This window comes from Citreicoccus inhibens, assembly GCF_019039035.1.
Lineage (GTDB): Bacteria > Myxococcota > Myxococcia > Myxococcales > Myxococcaceae > Citreicoccus > Citreicoccus inhibens.
On record NZ_JAHNZT010000027.1, the window covers coordinates 78,074 to 97,884 of the forward strand.

Annotated in this window: 15 protein-coding genes; 12 read left to right on the top strand and 3 right to left on the bottom strand. The window is 72.1% G+C overall.

Annotated features, from left to right (window positions below; genetic code table 11):
• Window positions 1–164 precede the first annotated feature (164 nt).
• Window positions 165–2,768 carry a M16 family metallopeptidase gene (locus tag KRR26_RS26030; RefSeq protein ID WP_217081133.1) on the top strand — a complete coding sequence of 868 codons (2,604 nt, stop codon included), beginning with the start codon at window positions 165–167 and terminating at the stop codon, window positions 2,766–2,768.
• Window positions 2,769–2,960: 192 nt separating this feature from the next.
• Window positions 2,961–4,799: a J domain-containing protein gene (locus tag KRR26_RS26035; RefSeq protein WP_217081134.1), complete on the top strand. Its 1,839-nt coding sequence runs from the start codon at window positions 2,961–2,963 to the stop codon at window positions 4,797–4,799.
• Between the two features lie 8 nt (window positions 4,800–4,807).
• Here the strand turns inward: KRR26_RS26035 and KRR26_RS26040 are convergent, their stop codons facing one another.
• Window positions 4,808–5,770: a hypothetical protein gene (locus tag KRR26_RS26040; RefSeq protein WP_217081135.1), complete on the bottom strand. Its 963-nt coding sequence runs from the start codon at window positions 5,768–5,770 to the stop codon at window positions 4,808–4,810.
• Window positions 5,767–6,132: a hypothetical protein gene (locus KRR26_RS26045; RefSeq protein WP_217081136.1), complete on the bottom strand. Its 366-nt coding sequence runs from the start codon at window positions 6,130–6,132 to the stop codon at window positions 5,767–5,769. The genes KRR26_RS26040 and KRR26_RS26045 overlap by 4 nt, the downstream gene beginning before the upstream one ends.
• Window positions 6,133–6,172: 40 nt before the next feature.
• On the opposite strand from KRR26_RS26045, the gene prmA reads away from it, so the two are divergent.
• From prmA to KRR26_RS26095, 10 genes are all read left to right on the top strand, one after another.
• Window positions 6,173–7,042, top strand: coding sequence for a 50S ribosomal protein L11 methyltransferase (gene prmA, locus KRR26_RS26050; protein WP_217081137.1), 870 nt, complete (start codon window positions 6,173–6,175; stop codon window positions 7,040–7,042).
• Between the two features lie 54 nt (window positions 7,043–7,096).
• Window positions 7,097–8,173, top strand: a complete 1,077-nt coding sequence (locus tag KRR26_RS26055; protein ID WP_233577415.1) for an AraC family transcriptional regulator — start codon at window positions 7,097–7,099, stop codon at window positions 8,171–8,173.
• Between the two features lie 102 nt (window positions 8,174–8,275).
• Complete coding sequence (locus KRR26_RS26060) at window positions 8,276–8,758, top strand: Mpo1 family 2-hydroxy fatty acid dioxygenase (RefSeq protein WP_120209722.1); 483 nt, start codon at window positions 8,276–8,278, stop codon at window positions 8,756–8,758.
• 19 nt (window positions 8,759–8,777) lie between these two features.
• Complete coding sequence (locus KRR26_RS26065) at window positions 8,778–9,290, top strand: Mpo1-like protein (RefSeq protein WP_217081138.1); 513 nt, start codon at window positions 8,778–8,780, stop codon at window positions 9,288–9,290.
• Window positions 9,291–9,393: 103 nt separating this feature from the next.
• Window positions 9,394–10,128 carry a 16S rRNA (uracil(1498)-N(3))-methyltransferase gene (locus KRR26_RS26070; RefSeq protein WP_217081139.1) on the top strand — a complete coding sequence of 245 codons (735 nt, stop codon included), beginning with the start codon at window positions 9,394–9,396 and terminating at the stop codon, window positions 10,126–10,128.
• 109 nt (window positions 10,129–10,237) lie between these two features.
• Complete coding sequence (locus tag KRR26_RS26075; RefSeq protein ID WP_120209719.1) at window positions 10,238–10,507, top strand: GlsB/YeaQ/YmgE family stress response membrane protein; 270 nt, start codon at window positions 10,238–10,240, stop codon at window positions 10,505–10,507.
• 126 nt (window positions 10,508–10,633) lie between these two features.
• Window positions 10,634–12,286, top strand: a complete 1,653-nt coding sequence (locus tag KRR26_RS37010; RefSeq protein WP_236069194.1) for an RDD family protein — start codon at window positions 10,634–10,636, stop codon at window positions 12,284–12,286.
• A 66-nt stretch (window positions 12,287–12,352) separates the two neighbouring features.
• The gene (locus KRR26_RS26085; protein WP_217081140.1) at window positions 12,353–15,478 is read left to right on the top strand and encodes a GspE/PulE/PilB domain-containing protein; all 3,126 of its coding nucleotides are present in this window, start codon (window positions 12,353–12,355) and stop codon (window positions 15,476–15,478) included.
• Window positions 15,479–15,500: 22 nt separating this feature from the next.
• Window positions 15,501–17,030, top strand: a complete 1,530-nt coding sequence (locus KRR26_RS26090; protein WP_120209716.1) for a sensor histidine kinase — start codon at window positions 15,501–15,503, stop codon at window positions 17,028–17,030.
• Window positions 17,027–18,412: a sigma-54-dependent transcriptional regulator gene (locus tag KRR26_RS26095; RefSeq protein ID WP_217081141.1), complete on the top strand. Its 1,386-nt coding sequence runs from the start codon at window positions 17,027–17,029 to the stop codon at window positions 18,410–18,412. The genes KRR26_RS26090 and KRR26_RS26095 overlap by 4 nt, the downstream gene beginning before the upstream one ends.
• A 9-nt stretch (window positions 18,413–18,421) precedes the next feature.
• Here KRR26_RS26095 and KRR26_RS26100 read toward each other — a convergent pair whose 3' ends face one another.
• A complete protein-coding gene (locus KRR26_RS26100; RefSeq protein ID WP_217081142.1) occupies window positions 18,422–19,786 on the bottom strand; it encodes a WS/DGAT/MGAT family O-acyltransferase in 1,365 nt (454 codons plus the stop codon).
• Between the last annotated feature and the right edge of the window lie 25 nt (window positions 19,787–19,811).

The following is a 19,811-nucleotide window of genomic DNA, read 5'->3' on the forward strand; positions in this document are numbered from 1 at the left end:
TTCCACCAGGGACGCGTGAAGCCCCCTGGCGCTTCCTCTCCCCCCGAGGGAGGCCGGGTGCACAGTCCCCTCGACGCCAAGGCCACTGGACGTTAGCCAGTGAGGGAAACATCACACCTCGCCTTGCCTCACCGCAGGCGCGGTGACAGCTTCGGACGCTCCTTATGGCCATCCGCTACGCCCTGCCCAACGGGCTCACCGTCGTCTTCGAAGAGCAGCACGCCGCCAAGGTCGCGGCCTTCCAGGTCTGGGTCAAGGCCGGCAGCGCGGATGAGCGACCGGACCAGGCCGGGCTCGCCCACCTCCACGAGCACATGCTCTTCAAGGGCACCGAGCGCCGAGGGCCTGGCGAGATTGCCCGCGACGTGGAGTCCCATGGCGGGGAGATCAACGCCTGGACATCCTTTGACCAGACGGTCTACCACATCGTCATCGCCAGCCAGTTCGCGCGCACGGGCCTGGACATCCTCGGGGACGCGGTGCGCCGCTCGTCCTTCGACGCCGAGGAGCTGTCGCGCGAAATCGAAGTGGTGTGCGAGGAGATCAAGCGCAGCCTCGACACGCCCACCCGGCGCGCCTCGCGCGACCTGTTCTCCACCGTCTTCCAGGCGCATCCGTACCGGCTGCCCGTCATCGGCACCGAGCAGAGCGTGCGCAGCTTCACCCGCGACAAGGTGCTGGAGTTCTACCGGCGCCACTACACGCCCAAGAACCTGGTGCTCTCGGTCTGCGGCGACCTGAGCGAGGCCGAGCTGCGCGAGTGGGTGGACGACATCTTCGGCGGAGACTGGGGCCGTCCCTACGAGGGGGCCGTCGCGCGCCCGGAAGAGGCGGCCCCCACGGGCCGGCGCATCTTCCTGCGTGCGGATCCGGTGAAGGAGGCCCACCTGCACCTGGCCTTCCACATCCCCCAGTCGGAGCACCCGGACGTGCCGGCGCTGGATGTGCTGGCGATGATCGCCGGCCAGGGAGACGCCTCGTGGCTGGTGCGCGAGGTGAAGCGCCGGCAGAACCTGGTGAACGACGTGCACGCGTATGCGTACACGCCCAAGAACCCGGGGTTCTTCGCCGCGTCGCTGCAGTTCCCCGCGCAGAATGCCGCGCGGGCCCTGGAGGAGACGGCGCGCGTGCTGTCCACGCTGCGCACCACGCGCGTGTCCGAGGAGGAGCTGGCCACCGCCAAGGCCCTGGTCGAAGCCGAGGCCGTCTACCAGCGTGAGACGGTGCAGGGCACGGCGCGCAAGCTGGGCTCGTACCAGACGAGCCCCGGCGGACTGGAGGCCGAGGCCCGCTACCACGAGGACATCCGCCGCCTCACGCCCGAGAACCTGCGCGACGTGGCCGAGCGCTACCTGCGCCTGGAGCACGCGGTCGTCACCGGACTGTTGCCGCCGGATGCGGCCTTCACCGAGGCCCACGTGAACGAGGCGCTGGACCGGGCCGCGCGTGGCGAGCCCGTCACGCCGCCCGCGCGTCGGTCTCGACCCGGTGGGGCCTCGGCGCCTTCGTCCCGTCCAGGCGTGTCTCGGACCGGCAGCGCGTCCGAGGTGGTGGAGGAGCGCCTGTCGTCGGGCGCTCGCGTGGTGGTGCGCGTGGAGCCCGCGGTGCCGCTGTTCGCCCTGCGGGCCGCGCTGCCCGGTGGCCTGCGCTATGAGACGGTCGCGGACAACGGCATCTCCGCCCTGCTCGCGCGGAGCCTCACTCGCGGGACGCCCACGCACAGCGCCGACGACATCTCGCAGCTCGTGGATGCCTACGCGGGCACGCTCAGCGGACAGAGTGGCCGAAACTCCGTGGGCCTGCGCGGCGACTTCCTCTCACGCCACTTCGAGGCCGGCTTCCGCCTGTTCGCGGACTGCCTGACGAATCCGTCGTACTCCGAGGAGGAAGTCGCGCGGGAGCGCACGCTGCTCCTACAGGACATCCTCACGCGCGAGGACAAGCCCTCCGGCGTGGCGCTCGACCTCTTCTCGCGGACGCTCTTCCACGCGCATCCGTATCGCATGTCCACCCTGGGGGAGCAGGCGGCGGTGGAGAAGCTGACCCCTGAGGCCCTGCACGCCTGGCACGCGGCCCATCTGGACCCGTCTCAGCTCACGTTGAGCGTGGTGGGTGACGTGAAGGTGGACGCGGTGCTCGCCCTGGCCAACGAGTACTTCGGCAAGTCGCGAGGCCGCGCCGCGCCGCCGCCCGTGATTCCCCTGGAGGCCCCGCCCAGCGCTCCTCGGCAGGAGAAGAAGCTGCTCGCGCGGGCACAGTCGCACCTGGTGCTCGGGTTCCAGGCGGCGCGCGTGGATGACTCGTGGCGGTTCGCCCTGGAGGTGCTCTCCACCGTGCTGTCCGGTCAGGGAGGGCGGCTCTTCGTCGAGCTGCGCGACAAGCGCTCCATGGCCTACAGCGTGAGCAGCTTCTCCGTCGAGGGCGTCGACCCCGGCTACTTCGCCGTCTACATGGGCACGAGCCCGGAGAAGGTGGACGCCGCGCTCGCGGGCATCCGCGCGGAGCTGGAGCGCGTGCGCGACGAGCCCATCCCCGACGCGGAGCTGCTGCGCGCCAAGCGCAACCTCATTGGCGCGCATGAGATTGGGTTGCAGCGCAACGGCGCCCGCGCCGCGCTCCTCGCGCTGGACACCTGCTACGGCCTCAATCAGGAGAACTTCCTCCACTACGCCGACCGCGTCGCGGCGGTGACTCCCGAAGAGGTGCGCGACGTGGCGCGGAAGGTCATCGACTTCAACCACTCCGCGCTCGCCATCGTCGGGCCCTGAGCGTGGCGCGCACGGCCACTCCTGTCGCGGCATGGCGCGACAGGAGTGAGTCAGGTGGCACCCGCACACCTCACGAGCTCCAGACGTGAGTCCGTCCGGCCTCCGGGCAGACCGCGTGTGGGGCTCGTGATAGGGATTGTGCCGTCCCTGACATATCCGTCCCACGTTCATTGACCTGAAGGACTGGGCTCCATGCGGAAGCGATTCCGAAATCTCTATCTGCAGATAGAGGACGACGGCTACGACCCGAACGAGGCCTATGACAGCTCACGGCTCGGGCGGTACTTCGCGTCGATGAAGTACGCCGCGCTGCTGAAGACCTATCGAGACGAGGCCCACAAGATTTCGCATCAGTTTGGCTGCGCCAACTGTCGGGGCACGGAGTCGCTGCGCAGCTGCCTCGCGGCGTACCGCGAGCTCAAGCAACAGAACATCCAGGGCATCTCGGGCTGGACCCAGTTCCAGCTGACCCATGGAGGAACGCTCGACGGGCTCGTCACGCTGCTCCAGGACACGTACGGCGCGAAGTTCAGCGATGAGTTCGGCAAGACGTTCAGCCAGAAGGCGCTGCAGGACGGCATCCTCAGCAACAAGCAGCCCGTCAACGCGCTGACCAGCAAGTGGTACAGCGATCTCAAGGTGCTCCTGGTCGCGAAGAGCGGGCAGCCTCCGCTGCGCAAGTTCCTGCCCAAGGGCGTGGGCGTCGCCATCACCAAGGCCTCCGCCAAGGCGCACGCGGTCGTCGCTCGCGCCAGCATCGCCGTGGGCATCCGGTTCGGGTTCATGGAGTACGCCGCGTACCTGGGCTCGGGGGCGAAGAGTCAGGTCCGGCCCGTGCGCGCGGTCGCGGTCCAGGCGCTGAGCCTGGTGGATTCGAAGGCGACGCTGCACTGGCTGGTCCAGGATGAAATCACCTGGCTGTCGACCGTGTGGAACGGGACCGAGTCCACGCTCAAGAACGCCACGTCCGACCGGCTCGCGGAGACGCTCATCGGGCGACTCGTGGATGTGCTGGGCCAGCTGACGGTGTCCAGCGGCGATTACATCCGCGCCAACTGCTTCGCGCTCTGCTCGGTGTACCGCGCGGTCATCCTGGCGCTCGCGAAGAAGAAGGCGGTGGCAGGAGGGTGGTCGGGCAGCGCGCTGCGCAAGGAGTTGGATCGCTCCCGCGCGCTCATCAGCTACTACCCGAAGACGCAGCCCACCGGCTCCACTCCCTTCATTCACTTGAAGGAGTTCGAGACCCAGTGCAGCAAGGCGGGGAGCTGCGACGTGCTCGATGTGGTGGAGAAGCACTGCACCTGGGCGAACAACTGGCTGTCCGCGGGCGACGTCGAGTTCGCCAAGCAGTGCGGCGAATGTGAGAACAGCCAGGGCGCGCTCGACCTCGTCGGCCGCTTCGTGGACAGCCGCGTCTCCCAGGGCGCGACGCTCGACCTCATGGTGGGGGTGCTCTACTCGACCCTGACGGAGCGCGCGTCAGTGGGGGACACCCCGTTCGACCTCGCGTGCGCCATCGCCTGCTACGCCACGACGACCATCTGCGGGAAGCTCCAGGGGCTCGCGCCGCAATCGGACGTGGTGCTCCGGATGATGGAGACGTACCAGGCCGAGGCGCCCCTCTTCCTCACCTACATGGAGACGCTCTTGCTGGGCATGGGCCTGCAAGGCACCACGTACCTGCCCAAGGTGATTGAAGAGGCCCACGAGCGCGTCAAGCCGGGAGCGACCTTCCTCGGCGTGCAGACCCGGCCGCTCTCATCGGTCGAGCAGTTCCGCGGGCCGACGGTCAAGGACATGGAGCTGGCGGCGACCACGCTGGGCCTGTCGTGGAAGGACCTGCGCATCGACGAGGAGGCGCTCAAGACCATCACGCGCGCGTATCGGCGAGAGGCATTGATTGTCCATCCGGACAAGCCGCTGGGCAGCACCCTCAAGTTCCAGGACCTCCAGAACGCACAGGAGGTCCTCAAGGAGTACTTCGGAGAGAAGCGCGCGAAGGAGATCCTCGCCATCACCTACTACGTCTGAGCGGCGCGTCAGGGAGGAGGTGGGCTCGCGGGCGAGGGGGCTTGCGGCGTCGGCCCTGCGCCCGGGGAGGGCGTCTCGAGCGCCGCATCCATCGCTTGCAACCACGGGCCCGTGGGCGCGCCGGGAATCGCGGAACACCCTCGGATGAGCTGACGCAGGCTCCGCAGTCGCTCGGGCACAAGGCGCGCTTCCTCCACGAGCCGCTGTGCGTCAGGCGTTGAGGTCAGCCAGGGCAGGCACGCGCGAAACAACTCCAGCCGCGTCTGGCCTTCGCCCATGAGCAGCACCGGGGCGGCATCCAGTTGCACCGCCGTCCACTCCCGGCCCTGCAACTCATGGGCGGAGAAGGTGACTTGTCCCTGCTGGGTGGCGCGCGGCTCGACCACGGGCCCGAGCGGGCCCGACAGCGTCACCTGGCCTTCCGCGGGCGCGGGCTGGCAGGGCACCTCGCGCAGCGCGGTGAGCTCGTCCGCCGGGCGGGTCTCGCGCTCCTCCTTCGCGGTGGCGAGCTGGATGATTCCGGTGACGAGCGCGGGTACGCCGACAATCAGCACGCCCACGCCCCACCCCGTCGCCACCTTGCGGCTGGAGGCGCCGTAGTGCCCGTCCTCGTCGAGGGTGTCCCGGTTGGGCTTATCCGAGAACAGCGACCGGCCGATGACGAGGAAGCCGCCCACCGCCGTGAGGATGCCTCCCGTGCTCACCGCTGCCGCCGCGGGCGTGGTGCGCCGCTGAGTGACCACGGTCTCCGTGTATTGCGTGTGCTGCTCGGTGCGGCAGATGTCCGCCGTGGAGAAGCGCAGCGTGAGCTGGGGCCAGGACGTCTCGACCGACGCGAACGTCACGCGCTCTCCCAGCGTGTGCTCGCGGGTCTCGGTGCGCAGCGCGGGGCCTCGCTCCACCCGGCGGTCCGCGTCCAGCGAGGCACAGCCCACGGACAATCCCAGCAGCACCACGCCCACCCGCTTCATGGCGTCGCCCCCTGGAAGAAGGTCGTCATGTCCGGGCAGTCCGACAGCGCCCGCTGCACGTCCGAGCACGCGGGCAGCTGGTTCAGCGCCGTCCCCTGACGGAGCAATGGCTCACGGCAATCCAGGAAGCGGTCCCGCGAGGGCTCCACGAAGGCGAAGGCCTCCGTGCCGCAGCCCGTGCGCTCCCGCAAGGTGCCCGCGCAGTCCGCCGGGCCCACCGAGAGGGTCTCCACCACGCCGGGGCAACTCAGCGAGGCGCACAGCCGGGTGATGACGTCCTGACAGACCGCGACGTCGGGGGCGGGAGGACCGGAGCAGGCGGTCAGGCACAGCAGGGGCCAGAAGACTTGAGCGAGTCTCACGGCGCTCCCACGCTACGCACGGTGCGGTAGAAGGGCCCGCATGTCCCAGACCTATCTGTCACTCACCGTGGAGTTGCCCGAGGAAGAGTCCGAGGCCGCACAGGACCTCCTCCACGAGGGCAACGCCCTGGGCCTGGAAGTCCGCGACCGCGAACAGCCGACCATGCCGGGCGTGCGTGCCCCCGCCCCGGGCGAGGCCCTCATCGTCGCTTACTTCGAGGATCGCGAGACCGCCGAGGCCGCCCAGGCCAGCATCGCCGAGTCCTTCCCCCACGCCCGCCACGGCCTGGAGGAGCAGCCCCAGCAGGACTGGAGCGAGCAGTGGAAGTCGCTCATCAAGTCCGTGCAGGTGGGCCGCCTCTGGGTGGGCCCGCCCTGGGAGGCGGACAAGGCGCCCCAGGACAAGGTGCGCATCGTCATCGAGCCGAAGATGGCCTTCGGCACCGGCGACCACCCCACCACCTCGCTGTGCCTGGCCGCCGTGGACACGTTCATGGCCACCCGCCCGGGCGCCACGGTGCTCGACGTGGGCACCGGCACGGGCGTGCTCGCCATCGCGGCCAAGAAGCTGGGCGCGGGCGCCACGGTGGGCACCGACAACGACCCCACCTCCGTGGAGCTGGCCCAGGAGAACTGCGTCGACAACGGCACCCCGGACATCGACGTGTCCGGCCGCGAGCTGACCCAGGTCTCCGGCACCTTCGACCTGGTGCTCGCCAACATCCTGGCCAACACGCTCATCGAGTTGGCGCCTCTCATCGTCGCCAAGGCCCATGGGAGGCTCATCCTGGCCGGCGTGCTGGCCCATCAGCGCCAGGACGTGGAGGACGCCTACCGCAAGCTGGGCTGCACGGTCCTCGAGGGCGCGCAGCAGGGCGAGTGGGTTCGCATCGACTTGGACAAGCGCTGAGGGCCCTCCGCCCTTGGAACCCGGGGGGCGGGGCGCGCTAGCCTCCGCTCCCGCGTGGTGACGCCTCCCTCCTCCCAGCCTCCGCGGCAGTCCACCGGGCCCACGGCCGAGGTGCGGTCGCAGCTCGTGGGGCCGCTGCTCGCGCACCTGCGCGCGACCGGGCATGAGCCGGGGGCGCTGGTGCGCGAGTTCGGGCTGCCCCTGGATGCGCAGGCCCTGCCCGAGGTCCGCCTGCCCTTGCCCACCCTGCGCGCCCTGCTGGACGCCGCCGAGCGTCTCAGCGGCGATGCCTTCCTCGGGCTGCACGTGGCGCAGGGCCTGCCCCGAGGCACCTATGGCCTCGTCGAGTACATCGCCCGGGCCTGCTCCACGCTGCGCGACACGTTCCGCGCGCTGGCCCGCTACATGGCGCTGCTCGACCCAGCGTGGACGTCTGCCTACCGCGACCTGGGCCCCCAGGGCGGCACGTTCACCTATGGCATCCCCGGCGAGCCGCTCGTCTACGGTCGCCACGCCAGCGAGTTCGGGCTCGCGCTCTTCGTACACGCGGGCCGGCAGCTCACCGAGCAGCCCTGGCGGCCCCGCGCGGTCGCCTTCGCGCATCCCGCGCCGGCGGACCTCACGCCGCTCGTGGAGCACTTCGGCGTGACGCCGAGCTTCGGCGCTGGCCACAACGCGCTCACCCTGGACGCCGCCACGCTGGACCTGCGCGTGACGGGAGGAGATCCCGCCCTGCTCTCCGTCCTGGAGCGCGCCGCCACCGCCCCCCCTCCGCCGCCCGCCACCGAGCCCGCGCGCGGCGACTTCGCCGTCCGCGTGCGCGAGGCCATCCGGGCCACGCTCCAGGATGGCGCGCCTCAGATGGCCGAGGTGGCTCGGGGACTCCACGTGAGCGCGCGCACGCTCCAGCGACGGCTGGCAGAGCAGGACACCACGTTCCAGGACGAGGTCGACGCGGTGCGCAACACGCTCGCGCGCCAGTACCTGGCGGATCCGCACCTGGGGGTGAGCGAGGTGGCGTTCCTCCTGGGCTTCGCGGAGCTGAGCACGTTCGACCGCGCGTTCAAGCGGTGGACAGGCAAGACGCCGAGGGCATGGCGGGACGGGGTGGGCTCGGACGCGGGCCCCTGAGGTTGGCGTCCCGGGCCAGGAGTTTGGCGCGCCGGGCCAGGAAACCGGCGCGGACATCCCCTACCTTAGAGAGTCGAAACGACTCTTTCCTTGGAGACCCCCATGCTCAAGCCCCAGGTGGTCGCGCTCTTCGACGAGTACGCGTCCGCGCACCAGCACCCGACGAACCGGCTGACGCACAAGATCGCCATCCCCGTCATCGTGCTGCACATCGTGGCGATGCTCGACTGGGTGAAGCTGGTGGCGTTGCCGGTGCTGCCCGGCGGAATGCTGACGCTGGGGCTGGTGGCGTGGGCGCTCGTGACGCTGTGGTACCTGCGCGCGGACGTGAAGCTGGGGCTGGCGGTGTCGCTCTACATGGCGCTGTGCATCCCGCTGGGGCGGATGATGCCCATGTGGTCCGTGGTGGCCATCGCGGTGGGCGGCTGGGCCATCCAGTTCGCGGGCCACGCGGTGTGGGAGAAGAAGTCCCCCTCGTTCTTCACCAACCTGGTGCACGCGCTGGTGGGGCCGCTGTTCTTCGTGGCCTTGCTCACCGGGGACTACGCGCTGAAGTCGGAGACCGCCGCGCCCGCTCGGGCGTGAGGCGCCCCTGGACCTCGCCATGACCTTCGCTGACAAGCTGCGCGCCTGGATGCCCCTGCACGAGAACGGCGTGAGCCGCGCCGCGCACTTCGTGGGCACCTACCTGTTCATCTTCTCGCTGTGCGTTCCGCTCGCGTGGGTGGCGCTGCCCGGGGGCCTGGGCCTCACGGCCGCGCACGCGCTCGTGGCCGCGGTGGTGCTCTACGCGCTGACGCTGGAGTGGACCGCGGGCCTGCTCATGGTTCCGCTGCTGGTGCCCACGCTCCTGGCGGCCCTCGCGGTGGCGAGCCTGCCCGCGGGCGTGGCCGCGGGCGTGGCCCTGGGCGTGATGGTGGCGCGCTTCGCGCTGGTGGTGGGCGCGCACGTCGTCTTCGAGAAGAAGACGCACGGCCTGTCCCTGGGCGGTCCGCTGCTGTTCTTCATCGAGCCCGTGTACCTGCTGACGCTCGTCCTGTTCGGAATGGGCTTCAAGCGCGAGCTACACGCGCGGGCCACGTCGGTCGGGAGCGCCGCGACCCGCGTCGCCGTGTAGCTGCCAGGGGGTTCCGGTGAAGTTCCCAGGACCCGCCGTGACGCGAGGCTGGCGCGCGGCGGCGTCCTGCTGAATCCTGCGGCCCTTCCAGGAGCCCGCCGCCGTGGTCCGCCTCTTCGTCCCGCTGCCCCAGCCCATCCCCTCCGAGGTGACGCTCACCGACGAGCGCCGCCACTACCTCGTCCACGTCCTGCGGCTGGAGGCGGGCGACGCGCTGGAGGTGTTCGACGGGCAGGGCCGCGCCTGCGACGCGCGCGTGGTGGAGCTGACGCCGGAGCACGTGCGGCTCTCGCTTGGCGCGGCGCGCGTGACGCCGCCCCGGCGCGAGGTGGCCGTGGTGCAGGGGTTGCCCAAGGGCGACAAGCTCGAGTGGGTGCTCCAGAAAGGCACCGAGCTGGGCGCCTCCGCGTTCTGGCCCGTGGACACCGTGCGCAGCGTGGTGAAGCTGGAGCCCAAGCGGGCCGTGGAGCGCACCGGCCGCTGGATGAAGATTGTGGAAGAGGCCGCGCGCCAGTGCCGCCGCAATGACGTGCCTCCCGTCCATGCGCCTCGGCCGCTGGCGGAGGCCGTGCGCGCCCTGGCGCCGGGCACTGTGGTGCTGGTGCTGGATGAAGAAGAGTCCGCTGTGCCGCTGGGCGAGGCCTTCCGCGCCGCGGGCCCAGGCACGCCCGTGGCGCTGGTGGTGGGCCCCGAGGGAGGACTGGCCCGCGAGGAGGTGTCCGCGCTGTGGGCGCTCGGCGCGAAGCCCGTCACGCTGGGGGCGCGCATCCTGAGAACGGAGACCGCCGCGCTGGCTGCCCTGGCGGTGATGATGCACCTGGATGGCGAACTCGGATGACCGCCGAGGAGGCAGGCGCTCCTTCCTCCCTGGTTCTCACGTCCGAGTTGGGATTCCTACGTTTCTCCCATCCGGGGCCGTGCGCGGTCCCACCACAGGAGAACCATTCATGGGGATCATCGCGTTCATCATCATCGGTCTCATCGCGGGCCTCATTGCCCGAGCCATCCTCCCGGGGCGGCAGAGCATGGGGCTCATCGCCACCACCCTGCTGGGCATGGTCGGCTCGCTGGTGGGTGGGCTCATCGGCTCCCTCTTCGAGCGCAACGGGAAGCTCTTCGAGCTGAGAACCTCCGGCATCATCATGTCCATCGTCGGAGCCATCATCGTGCTGCTCATCGTGCAGTCGGCAAACAAGCACCGACGCGTCCACGCCTAGGGCGTGAGGGTGACGAGCCCCTGACGGTTCCCCGGGCGAGGGGCCTCGGGGGCTTGTACTTTTCTTGCTCCCCGCGCTGGGACGGCCTTTCATGGCGGCCGCTGCCTGCATCGCCGGGAGGAAACGTTGTCCAAGTGCTTGAAGTGCGGAGCCACGCTGCCGCCCGAGGGAGATTGCCCCGCCTGCGCCACGACCCTGCGTGACGCGCCCGTGCCGGCTGTCCCCAGCCTGCTCGACCGGGACATCCACATCGACCGCCGCTCGCCGGAGCGCGCCGCGACTCCCAACGCCGTGCCAGCCTTCTCCGACCTCGCGCGCAGCCCGGTGACGCCTCCCGGGATGACTCCGGCGGTCCGCCCGTCCGCGCCTCGCGCCGCGCCGCCTCCGCAGGCGCCCGCGCCCCGCGTCGCGGCGCCGCAGCAGCCGCCTGTTCCTCGCGGGGCCGCGCAGCCGCCCGTTCCGGGAAGCGCTCCAGCCCAACCGCGCATGGCCGCGCCCGCCGCCCCGGGGAGTGTCCCCGCGCAGCCCGCCGCCCCACGCATCGCCCCGCCCGCGCAGCCGCGCATGGCCGCGACCCATCCCGCCGTTCCCGCGCAGCCCGCCATTCTGGGTGGCGTTCCCGCGCAGCCCGCCGCGCCGCGCATGGCCGCTCCGCCACAGCAGCCTGCCATGGCTCGGCCAGCCGCCCCGGTGGCCCCACAGCAGCCGCCAGTGCCGCGCGCCGCCGCCCCCCAGATGACGCCGCCGGCCCAGGCGCCCATGGTCGCGCCGCGCGCCGTGGCCCCGCCGCCCGCCGTCGCTCCGATGGCCCCCCCGCCCGCCGTCGCGCCGATGGCGGTTCCGCAGGCCGTCGCTCCGATGGCAGCTCCGCAGGCCGTCGCTCCGATGGCAGCTCCGCAGGCCGTCGCTCCGATGGCCCCGCCTCGGGCTGCCCCCACGGAGATGTCGCACGCGCTGCCGGGCGTCGCCGCGCCGCGCATGCCAGCCCCGGACTATGAGCTGCCCCCCGTGGGCTCTCCGCTGACGCCCGCCTACGGGACCCCGCCGGTGCACCGCGCCTCGGTCCCCGTAGCGCCCGCGCCGACCGAGACGGATCCGCTCTTCCTGGACGTGCTGGGTTCCACGCCAGCCCCGGATCTCTTGCCGCAGATGGACGACCTCCCCGTGGAGGCCCCCGCGCACATGGAGCCGCCCCACGTGGAGCTGACCCCCGCGCGCATGGAGCCGCCGGCCGTTGCCCGTCCCCAGGGCCCGCTCCCGGGGGTCGCGCTGAAGCCGCGCACGCCCACGACCCCGGGCGTCGACGAGGTGCACGCCCGGCCGGCCTCCCTGTGGCGCCGGGTGCTGTCCTTCAGCGTGGACACCGCGGCGATTGGCGCCGTGGCGGCTGCCTACATCACGCTCGCGTCCTCCGTGGCGGGCGTGAAGGCGCCGCACCAGGTGGGCCTCACCGGACTGGACGCGTTCGTCGCGTGGCTGCGCGCGCTGCACGCCGTGCTGCTGCCGGGCGTCGTGCTGATGCTCGTCCTGGCCACCGTCTACTGCGCGGTGGCGGCCATCTTGTGGAACGGGCGGACGCTCGGACGGTTGCTGCTCGGGCTTCGGCTGGTGGACACGCACGGCCTGGCCCCCGCGCCGGGGCGCGCCATCCTCCGTGCGATGCTGGCCAGCCTGTCCTTCTTCCTGTTTCTCGGTGGATTCTGGATGGCGCTGTTCGACCGCCGCGGACAGACGTTGCATGACAAGCTGACGTCCACCTTCGTCGTCCAACCGAGCTGAGCAACGACTCGCTGAGTAACGACTCATTGTTCCTTGCGGCCGCGGCCGTAAGATGCCGCGCCCTTCATGCCAGCCCGCCTCGCCCAGCTTCTCGTCTCGCGCACCCTGCTCACCCAAGAGAAGGCCGGGGAGGTCTTGCGTCAGCAGCAGACGCAAGGGGACCACGTCGACACGGCGCTGCTGGAGCGCGGGCTCGGTGAGCAGGATGTGCTCGCGTTGCTCGGTGAGGTCTCCGGCGTCAAGCCAGTGAACCTGATCGACTTCGAGCCGAACCCGGACGTCGCGTCCTTCATCCCGCCGAAGATCGCCGAGCGGCTGTGCGTGGTGCCTCTGTCATTGGATGGCAACACGCTGCACGTCGCGTGTGGATATCCGGTGCCGAAGAAGGAGCTGGAGGAAGTCGGGTTCCTGCTCGGCAAGCCGCTGGAGCTGTGGGTCGCCATCGAGCTGCGCGTTCGAGAGTGGATCTCGATCATCTACCGGCAGCCGCTCGCGCCTCGGTTCTCGCAGCTCTCCGCGATGTTGGATCCGGAGCGGCAGGCCACGCCGCCCCCGCCTCCGCCCGAGGCGCACGAGGACTCGCTCACCGAGGACATGGTGGAGCAGTTGGCGCGCTCGGTGGCGCAGGAGCCCGCCCCCACCGAGGCTCGCCCCGCGCCCGCCGCCGTGCCACCGCCCGCGTTCGTGCGCGAGCCGCTGCGCCTCAACAGCCCGCCGCCTCCGCCGCCCGAGGCCACCACGGTGCCTCCGCCCGCCTTCGTGCGAGCGCCGCTCCGGCTGAACATGCCGAGCGACGCGGCTCCCGCGAAGCCGGCGACCGCGCCCGCCAGTGGGACGGCGCCATCGCAGCCCGCGCGTGCACAGCAGGGCACGGCCGCGTCGCACGGTTCGGCGCCCGCTCAGCAGGCGCCGCAGGGCAAGATGCCCTCGCAGCAAGTGACCGCGCCCGGGGCTTCGTCCGCGCACGCGCAGGGAAGCCCCGCGTCTCACGGGGCTGCGTCCGCACAGGGCGCGGCTGCGCCTCACGGTGTCGCCTCCACGCAGGGTGCGACGGCCTCGGCACCTGGGGCCACGTCCGCGCAGGCATCGCACGGCGCGGGGGCCTCGCAGCAGGGCGCCGCGCACGGCACCGCCTCCGCGCAGGGCGCAGCGGCTTCGCAGCAGGGCGCCGCGCACGGGACGTCGTCCACGCAGGCGCAGAACGCCGCAGCCGCACAGGCGAGGGCGCCGCAGGGCGCTTCGTCCACACAGGCTCAGTCGGGCGCACCACAGGGCAGCGGCGCACCGAGCGGGACGTCGTCCGCCTCGCCTGCGCACCAGCCCCCGCCGCCGAGTGGAACCACGGTGGTGTCTCCACAGGGCACGCCCTCGGCGCAGGGGAGCCGGCCTCTCGCGCCGCCCCAGGCTCCGCGCCCCGCGGCGCCCCCGCAGGTGTGGCCTCCGTCGCCGCCGCCCACCAGTCCTCCGACGATGCGCTTCGCGGCCATCCCGACGCCCGGTCGCAACGAGCCGCCCGCGCCTCCGCCGCGCACCGAGCCGTCGTTCCTCGTCTTCAGCAACCCTTCCGTCCCCAAGCCCGCGCGCGGTCCCGAGGCCGCCGCTCGCCCCGCCGCGCAGCCGCCCTCTGGACAAGATGTCCCGGACTGGACGCTGGCGCAGGCACGCGCCGCGCTGAAGGATGCCTCCAAGGACCGCGACAAGTTGATGGACGTCGCGCTGCGCTTTGGCCGCCGCACGTTCGACTACGTGTCCGCCTTCGCCGTCATGCGCGGCGCGGGCGTGGGCTGGGATGCACGGGGTGAGGGCATGCTCGGCGAGCCGCTCCACCAGGTGTCCATCCCGCTCGACGCGAGCAGCGTCTTCCGCACCGTGGCCGTCACCCGCGGCAGCTACGCGGGCCCCCTGCCCCCGGACGCGCTCACCAAGCACTACCTGGAGCTGTTCGGCCGTCAGGCGCCGCGCACCGTGTTCCTGTACCCGGTCGAGGTGAAGGGCCGCCTGGTGGCCATCCTCTACGGAGACTGCGGGCAGAAGCCCATCAGCCAGCGCCGCCTGTCCGACTACATCCTGTTCTGCCAGGACCTGCCCGCCGCCTTCCAGGAGCTCATCCTCTTCCGCAAGCAGCGCGTGTCCGAGCTGCGAGGCAACGAGCCCACCGACTTCGCCATCGACGAGGACGTGCCGCCCGGCGCGAGCCTCCAGCCCACCCCCGCGCCCGCCATGGCGGCCGGCCTGGGCTGGAGCCCGTTCTTCGGACGCGGCGCCGCGGGCAACCTGGGACGCGCCGCCACCGTGCCGCCTCGGGTGATGTCGCAAGAGGAGCGCCCACCTCCGGACTTCACGCCGCTGCTCCGTCGCCTCACCGGCCCGGACGCCGCCCAGCGCTCCAGCGCGATGGCGGAGCTGGCGCGCTCGCCCGAGGCCAGCGCCCGCGTGCTGGCCCAGCACTTCCCCGGCCCCACCGCGTGGAGCCGGCTCCCCGTGGTCGATCTCCCCGAGGCCGACGAGCTGGGCCCCATCCCGGGCGCCCTCTCCCGCCTGGGCCGCTCGGCCGCGCAGGCCCTGTCGCCGCTGCTGGACTCGAACGACGCGGACACGCGCTACTTCGCGCTGCTCACCGCGGGCAGCCTGCCCTTCGTCGAGCTGGTGGATGGCGTGCTGCGCGGCCTGTTCGACCTGGAGCCGGACATCTCCAGCGCCGCGCGCGTGGCCGCCGCCGCGCTCAAGCACCTGCCGCGGCTGGACGTGGCCCTGCGCGACCTGCGCCAGGAGCTGACGAATCGAGATCCGCTGCGCCGCTCCCTGGCCGCGCGCGCGCTGGGCGCCCTGCACGACCGCGAGTCCATCGAGGGCCTCATCAACCTCACGGGCAGCGACGACGCCATGTGCGCCCAGGCCGCCGCCGAGGCCCTGCGCGAGGTGACGCGCGCCACGCTCGGCCTCCAGCCGCGTCAGTGGACCGCGTGGTGGGCGGAGAACCGCAGCCGTCGCCGCGCGGACTGGCTCGTCGCGGCGCTGCGCCACCGCGAGCTGGACGTGCGCCTCGCCGCCATCGAGGAACTGAGCCGCGCGCTCAACGACACGCTGGGCTTCTACGCGGACTCGCCCGAGGCCGAGCGCGAGCAGGCCGTGCGTCGCTGGGAAGCCGCCGCCGTGGACCTGGCCAACGCCCGCCGCCTGGGAATGCTCTGACCCAAGGAGCCGTCCGCACGCCATGACGAGCGCGATGTGGCTCAGTCTCGTGGCGTGCGCGGGGCTGGTCGCTCTCGCGGGGCTCTCGCTCGCGCGCGTGGGGCGCGGCGTCCTGGCGCTCCCGCTGTCGCTGTTGTGCATCTGCCTGTCGACGTGGGACTTCGCGTCCTTCGCGCTGGTGCGCTCGGGGGAGTCCGACTGGCGGCTGGTGGGCGCGCTCGCCGCGCTGATGATGTTGCCCAGCGCGCTGCACTTCATCCTCGCCTTCGTGGGGCGCCGCAAGCGCTCGGCCTGGGCGATGTACGGCGCCTACGCGGTGATGGGCTCCGTCGGCTTCGCGCTGCTGGCGAGCCCGAGCACTCCGGCCCTGGCCGTGTGGCGCACGCCGGCCCGCCTGGCCTTGCTGATGGGTGCGCTGGCTCTGCCGGTGCTCGCCGCCGGCTTCTGGTTGCTGGGCGCGCACCTGCTCCGCGCGAGACAAGCCGAGGAGCGGGCTCGCGCGGGGCTCGTGCTGTTGGGGCTCGCGCTGACCGTGGCGCTGCTGCTCACGGACTTCGCGGCGGACGTGGGCCTGAGCATCCCGAGGCTGGGCAGCCTGGGCACGCTGTTGGGCCTGCCCGTGATGGCCACGGTGGCGCTGCGCTTCCGACTCTTCGGTGAGGACCAGGGCGCGAGTGGCGCGCTGTCCGCGGGCGTGCTGGCGCTGTCGGGCGTGCTCGCCTACCTCGCGGTCTTCTGGCTGTTCGCGGGCCAAGCGGGCCCGCTGGTCATCGGCACCACCACCATCACCTTCGCGATGCTCGCGGCGGCCCGTCGCGGAGTCACCGCCTTCGTCACCCAGCGGGAGCGACTGGAGCGGCTGGCCACGCTCGGGCGCTTCTCCGCGCAGATGGCGCACGACCTGCGCAACCCCATCGCCGCGATGAAGGGCGCCGCGCAGTACCTCAAGGAGGAGCACGCGCGCGGCCAACCCTGGGATGCGCACGGCGACTTCCTGGACCTGTTGCTGGAGCAGGTGGAGCGGCTCGACGGCGTGGTGGGCACCTACCAGCGACTGGCGCGCGTGGAGCCGCTCATGCGCCCCCTGGACCTTCACCGGCTGGTGGACAGCGTGCTGTCCCTCCAGGCCTTCGCCAACCCCGGGAAGGTGGCGCTGGTGCGCGCCCTGGCCCCGACGCTGCCGGCGCTCGTGGGAGACGAGGACCTGCTGACCCACGCGCTGGAGAACCTGGTGCGCAACGCGTTCGAGGCGATGCCCTCGGGCGGCACCCTCACCGTGCGCACCACGGAGGATGGGGGCGGCGTGACGCTCGCGGTGGAGGACACCGGCGAGGGCATGGACGCCCGCACGCGCGAGCGGGCCTTCGACGAGTTCTACACCACCAAGGCCTCGGGCAGCGGCCTGGGGCTCGCCTTCGTGCGGCGCGTGGTGGAGGCGCACGGCGGCTCGGTGGCGCTGACGAGCAACGAGGGGCGTGGCACGATTCTCCGCCTTCACCTGCCGACGGCATCCGCGTCACCGGCCCGGCAGCCCCACGGAGAAGCCGCGTGAACGAGCCGTTGAAGGGCCAGGTCCTGCTGGTGGATGACGACGCGGCCGTGGCCAAGGTGCTGGGCGCGCTGCTCGCGCAGGCCGGCCTGACGCCGCACGTGGTGATGAGCGCGGCCGAGGCGCTGACGTGCCTGGCGCGCCGCCCCATCGACGTGGTCATCAGCGACGTGCGCATGCCGGGCATGAACGGCATGGAGCTGCTCACCGAGGTGGCGAAGGGCTGGCCGGAGGTGCCCGTCATCCTGCTGACCGCGCACGGCACGGTGCCGCTGGCCGTGGAGGCGATGCGAGCCGGCGCCGCGGACTTCATGCTGAAGCCGTTCGACCGGGAGGAGATTCTCTTCACGGTGCGCAAGGCGCTCGTGGGCGCGTACAGCGAGGCCCCGCGCGCGCCGCTGAAGTCGCGGAGCGCGTTCGTCGGTCAGGGCCCGGCGCTGTCTCAAGCCCTGGCGCTGCTGGCGAAGGCGGCCACGGGCACCGCCACGGTGCTGGTGCGCGGCGAGTCCGGCACGGGCAAGGAGCTGGCCGCGCGCGCCGTCCACGAGAACAGCCCGCGACGCGAGGGCCCGTTCGTGAAGCTGCACTGCGCGGCCTTGCCGGACACGCTGCTGGAGAGCGAGCTGTTCGGCTACGAGAAGGGGGCCTTCACCGGCGCCGCCACGCGCAAGCCGGGCCGCGTGGAGCTGGCCCACGGGGGCACCCTCTTCCTCGACGAGATTGGCGACATCTCCCCCGCCGTGCAGGTGAAGCTGCTGCGCGTGCTCCAGGAGCGCGAGTTCGAGCGACTCGGCGGAACGCAGACGGTGAAGGTCGACGTGCGCTTCGTGGCGGCCACGCACCGACCGCTCGAGGAGATGGTGCGGCGCGGAGAGTTCCGCGAGGACCTCTTCTATCGCCTCAACGTGGTGCCGGTGTGGCTGCCGCCCCTGCGCGAGCGCCCCGAGGACCTGGAGGCGCTCGCCCTGCACTTCCTGGAGGTGCACGCGAAGGCCAACGGACGCCCGCCCTTCACGCTCACGCCGGAGGGGCTGGCCGCACTCCAGGCCCAGCCGTGGCCCGGCAACGTGCGGCAGCTCCAGAACTTCATGGAGCGCCTCGTGGTGCTCTCGGATGGCCCCCAGCTCACCGGCGCGGACGTGGCGCGCGAGCTGGGACGACAGCCCGGCCTCACCCTCATGCCCGTCGCGCCTTCGCCCGCGGTGGAGGCAGCTTCTGGCAACGCCGAAGCGGGCACGCTGGAGTCGCGGCGCAAGGACACCGAGCGGCACGCCATGGAGGACGCGCTCAAGCGCGCGGGAGACAACCGCACGCTGGCGGCGCGCCTGCTCGGCATCAGCCGGCGCACGCTCTACAACAAGTTGGAGGAGCACGGCCTGATGTGACGGCGGGCGCTACGCGCACGCGGCATCGAGCGCATCCAGCTCCGCGTCGAAGGCGGCGAGGAGCGACGCGGGCTCAGGCACGCGCGACGCATCCGCCGCCACGCCCACCGTCACCTGCCCCGCATAGCTGAAGAGGCTCACGCCCAGCCCCACGTGGCCCGCCTGCGGCACCCAGAACGTCAGGCCCTCCAAGCGGGTGCCCGCCAGCGACACGGGCGCCTTGGGGCCGGGCACGTTGGTGGCCACCAGCGAGGCCTTCGTCCCCATGACGTCCACCACCCACCGCTCCACCGCGGCCGGCGTGTGCCCGAGGAACTCCAGCGCGCCGAAGGTGAGCACCGCCTCGGGAGACCGCTTCAGCGCCTCCATGCGACGCGCCAGCTCGCGCACCCGCCGCCGAGGCTCCTCGATATGCACGGGCAAGCGCAGGAAGACGACGCCGAAGCGATTGCCGAGCGCGCGGGGCACGGGCTCATCCAAGGGCCGCAGGTTCACCGGCACCAGCACGTGCACGTCCTCGGCGGGGGCGTCGCGCGACTCCAGGTAGCGCCGCACCGCGCCCGCGAGCGCCGCCAGGAGCACATCGTTCACCGTGCCCTCCAGCGCGCGCCCCAGCGCCTTCACCCGAGCCAACGGGATGGGCGTGGACCACGCGGCGCGCTTCTCCTGGCCCAGCGGTCCCCGCAGCGGCGACGGAGGATCCGCCGGCATCACCAGGAGCTTGCCCAGCGCCGCGGCGCCCAGCGCGCCCTCGCGCATCAGGTCTCCGGCGAGGATGGGCTCCTGCACCAGCTGCACGCCCTTGCGCAGCGCCGCGCGCGCCGTCCCCGCCACGCTCATCGCGCCGAGCGCCAGCCGCATCCACCCCGGCGTCTCCACGCGCCGGGGCTCCGGGACAGGCACCTCCACCTCGGCGCCATCCGTGAGCGACAGCAGCACCCGCGCCAGCGCGATGCCGTCCGCCATGCAGTGGTGCAGCCGGGCCAGCAGCACATCGCCGCCGTTCGCGCCCTCCACCACGTGCAGGTGCCACAGCGGCCGAGAGCGCTCCAGCGGCACGCTCATCCAGTGCCCCACCAGCGCCTCCAGCGCGGCCCGGTCACCCGGCGCGGCCACCTCCACGGACGTCACATGGGCGTCCAGGTCCAGGTCCTCCACATCCACCCAGTGCGGCGCGCCGGGGCGCCCGGTCTCCACGCGCTGGCGGAAGCGCGGGTAGCGCTCGACCAGCCGCTCGCGCACGACGTCCCGCAGGCGCTGCCGGTCCAGGCGTCCCTCGAACCAGAGCACCGCGGTGATCATCATCAGGTTGGCGGGCTCCTCCATCTGGAGCCACGCCGCGTCCGCGCTCGCCATCCGCTCTCGGGCCGACATGGCGCCGTTCTCGCCCGCAACCGGC

Bases quoted from the DNA above. Each gene is read 5' to 3' on its own strand.
- KRR26_RS26030 (WP_217081133.1), top strand. From the start codon at position 165: ATGGCCATCCGCTACGCCCTGCCCAACGGGCTCACCGTCGTCTTCGAA.
- KRR26_RS26035 (WP_217081134.1), top strand. From the start codon at position 2,961: ATGCGGAAGCGATTCCGAAATCTCTATCTGCAGATAGAGGACGACGGC.
- KRR26_RS26040 (WP_217081135.1), bottom strand. From the start codon at position 5,770: ATGAAGCGGGTGGGCGTGGTGCTGCTGGGATTGTCCGTGGGCTGTGCC.
- prmA (WP_217081137.1), top strand. From the start codon at position 6,173: ATGTCCCAGACCTATCTGTCACTCACCGTGGAGTTGCCCGAGGAAGAG.
- KRR26_RS26060 (WP_120209722.1), top strand. From the start codon at position 8,276: ATGCTCAAGCCCCAGGTGGTCGCGCTCTTCGACGAGTACGCGTCCGCG.
- KRR26_RS26065 (WP_217081138.1), top strand. From the start codon at position 8,778: ATGACCTTCGCTGACAAGCTGCGCGCCTGGATGCCCCTGCACGAGAAC.
- KRR26_RS26075 (WP_120209719.1), top strand. From the start codon at position 10,238: ATGGGGATCATCGCGTTCATCATCATCGGTCTCATCGCGGGCCTCATT.
- KRR26_RS26085 (WP_217081140.1), top strand. From the start codon at position 12,353: ATGCCAGCCCGCCTCGCCCAGCTTCTCGTCTCGCGCACCCTGCTCACC.
- KRR26_RS26090 (WP_120209716.1), top strand. From the start codon at position 15,501: ATGACGAGCGCGATGTGGCTCAGTCTCGTGGCGTGCGCGGGGCTGGTC.
- KRR26_RS26100 (WP_217081142.1), bottom strand. From the start codon at position 19,786: ATGTCGGCCCGAGAGCGGATGGCGAGCGCGGACGCGGCGTGGCTCCAG.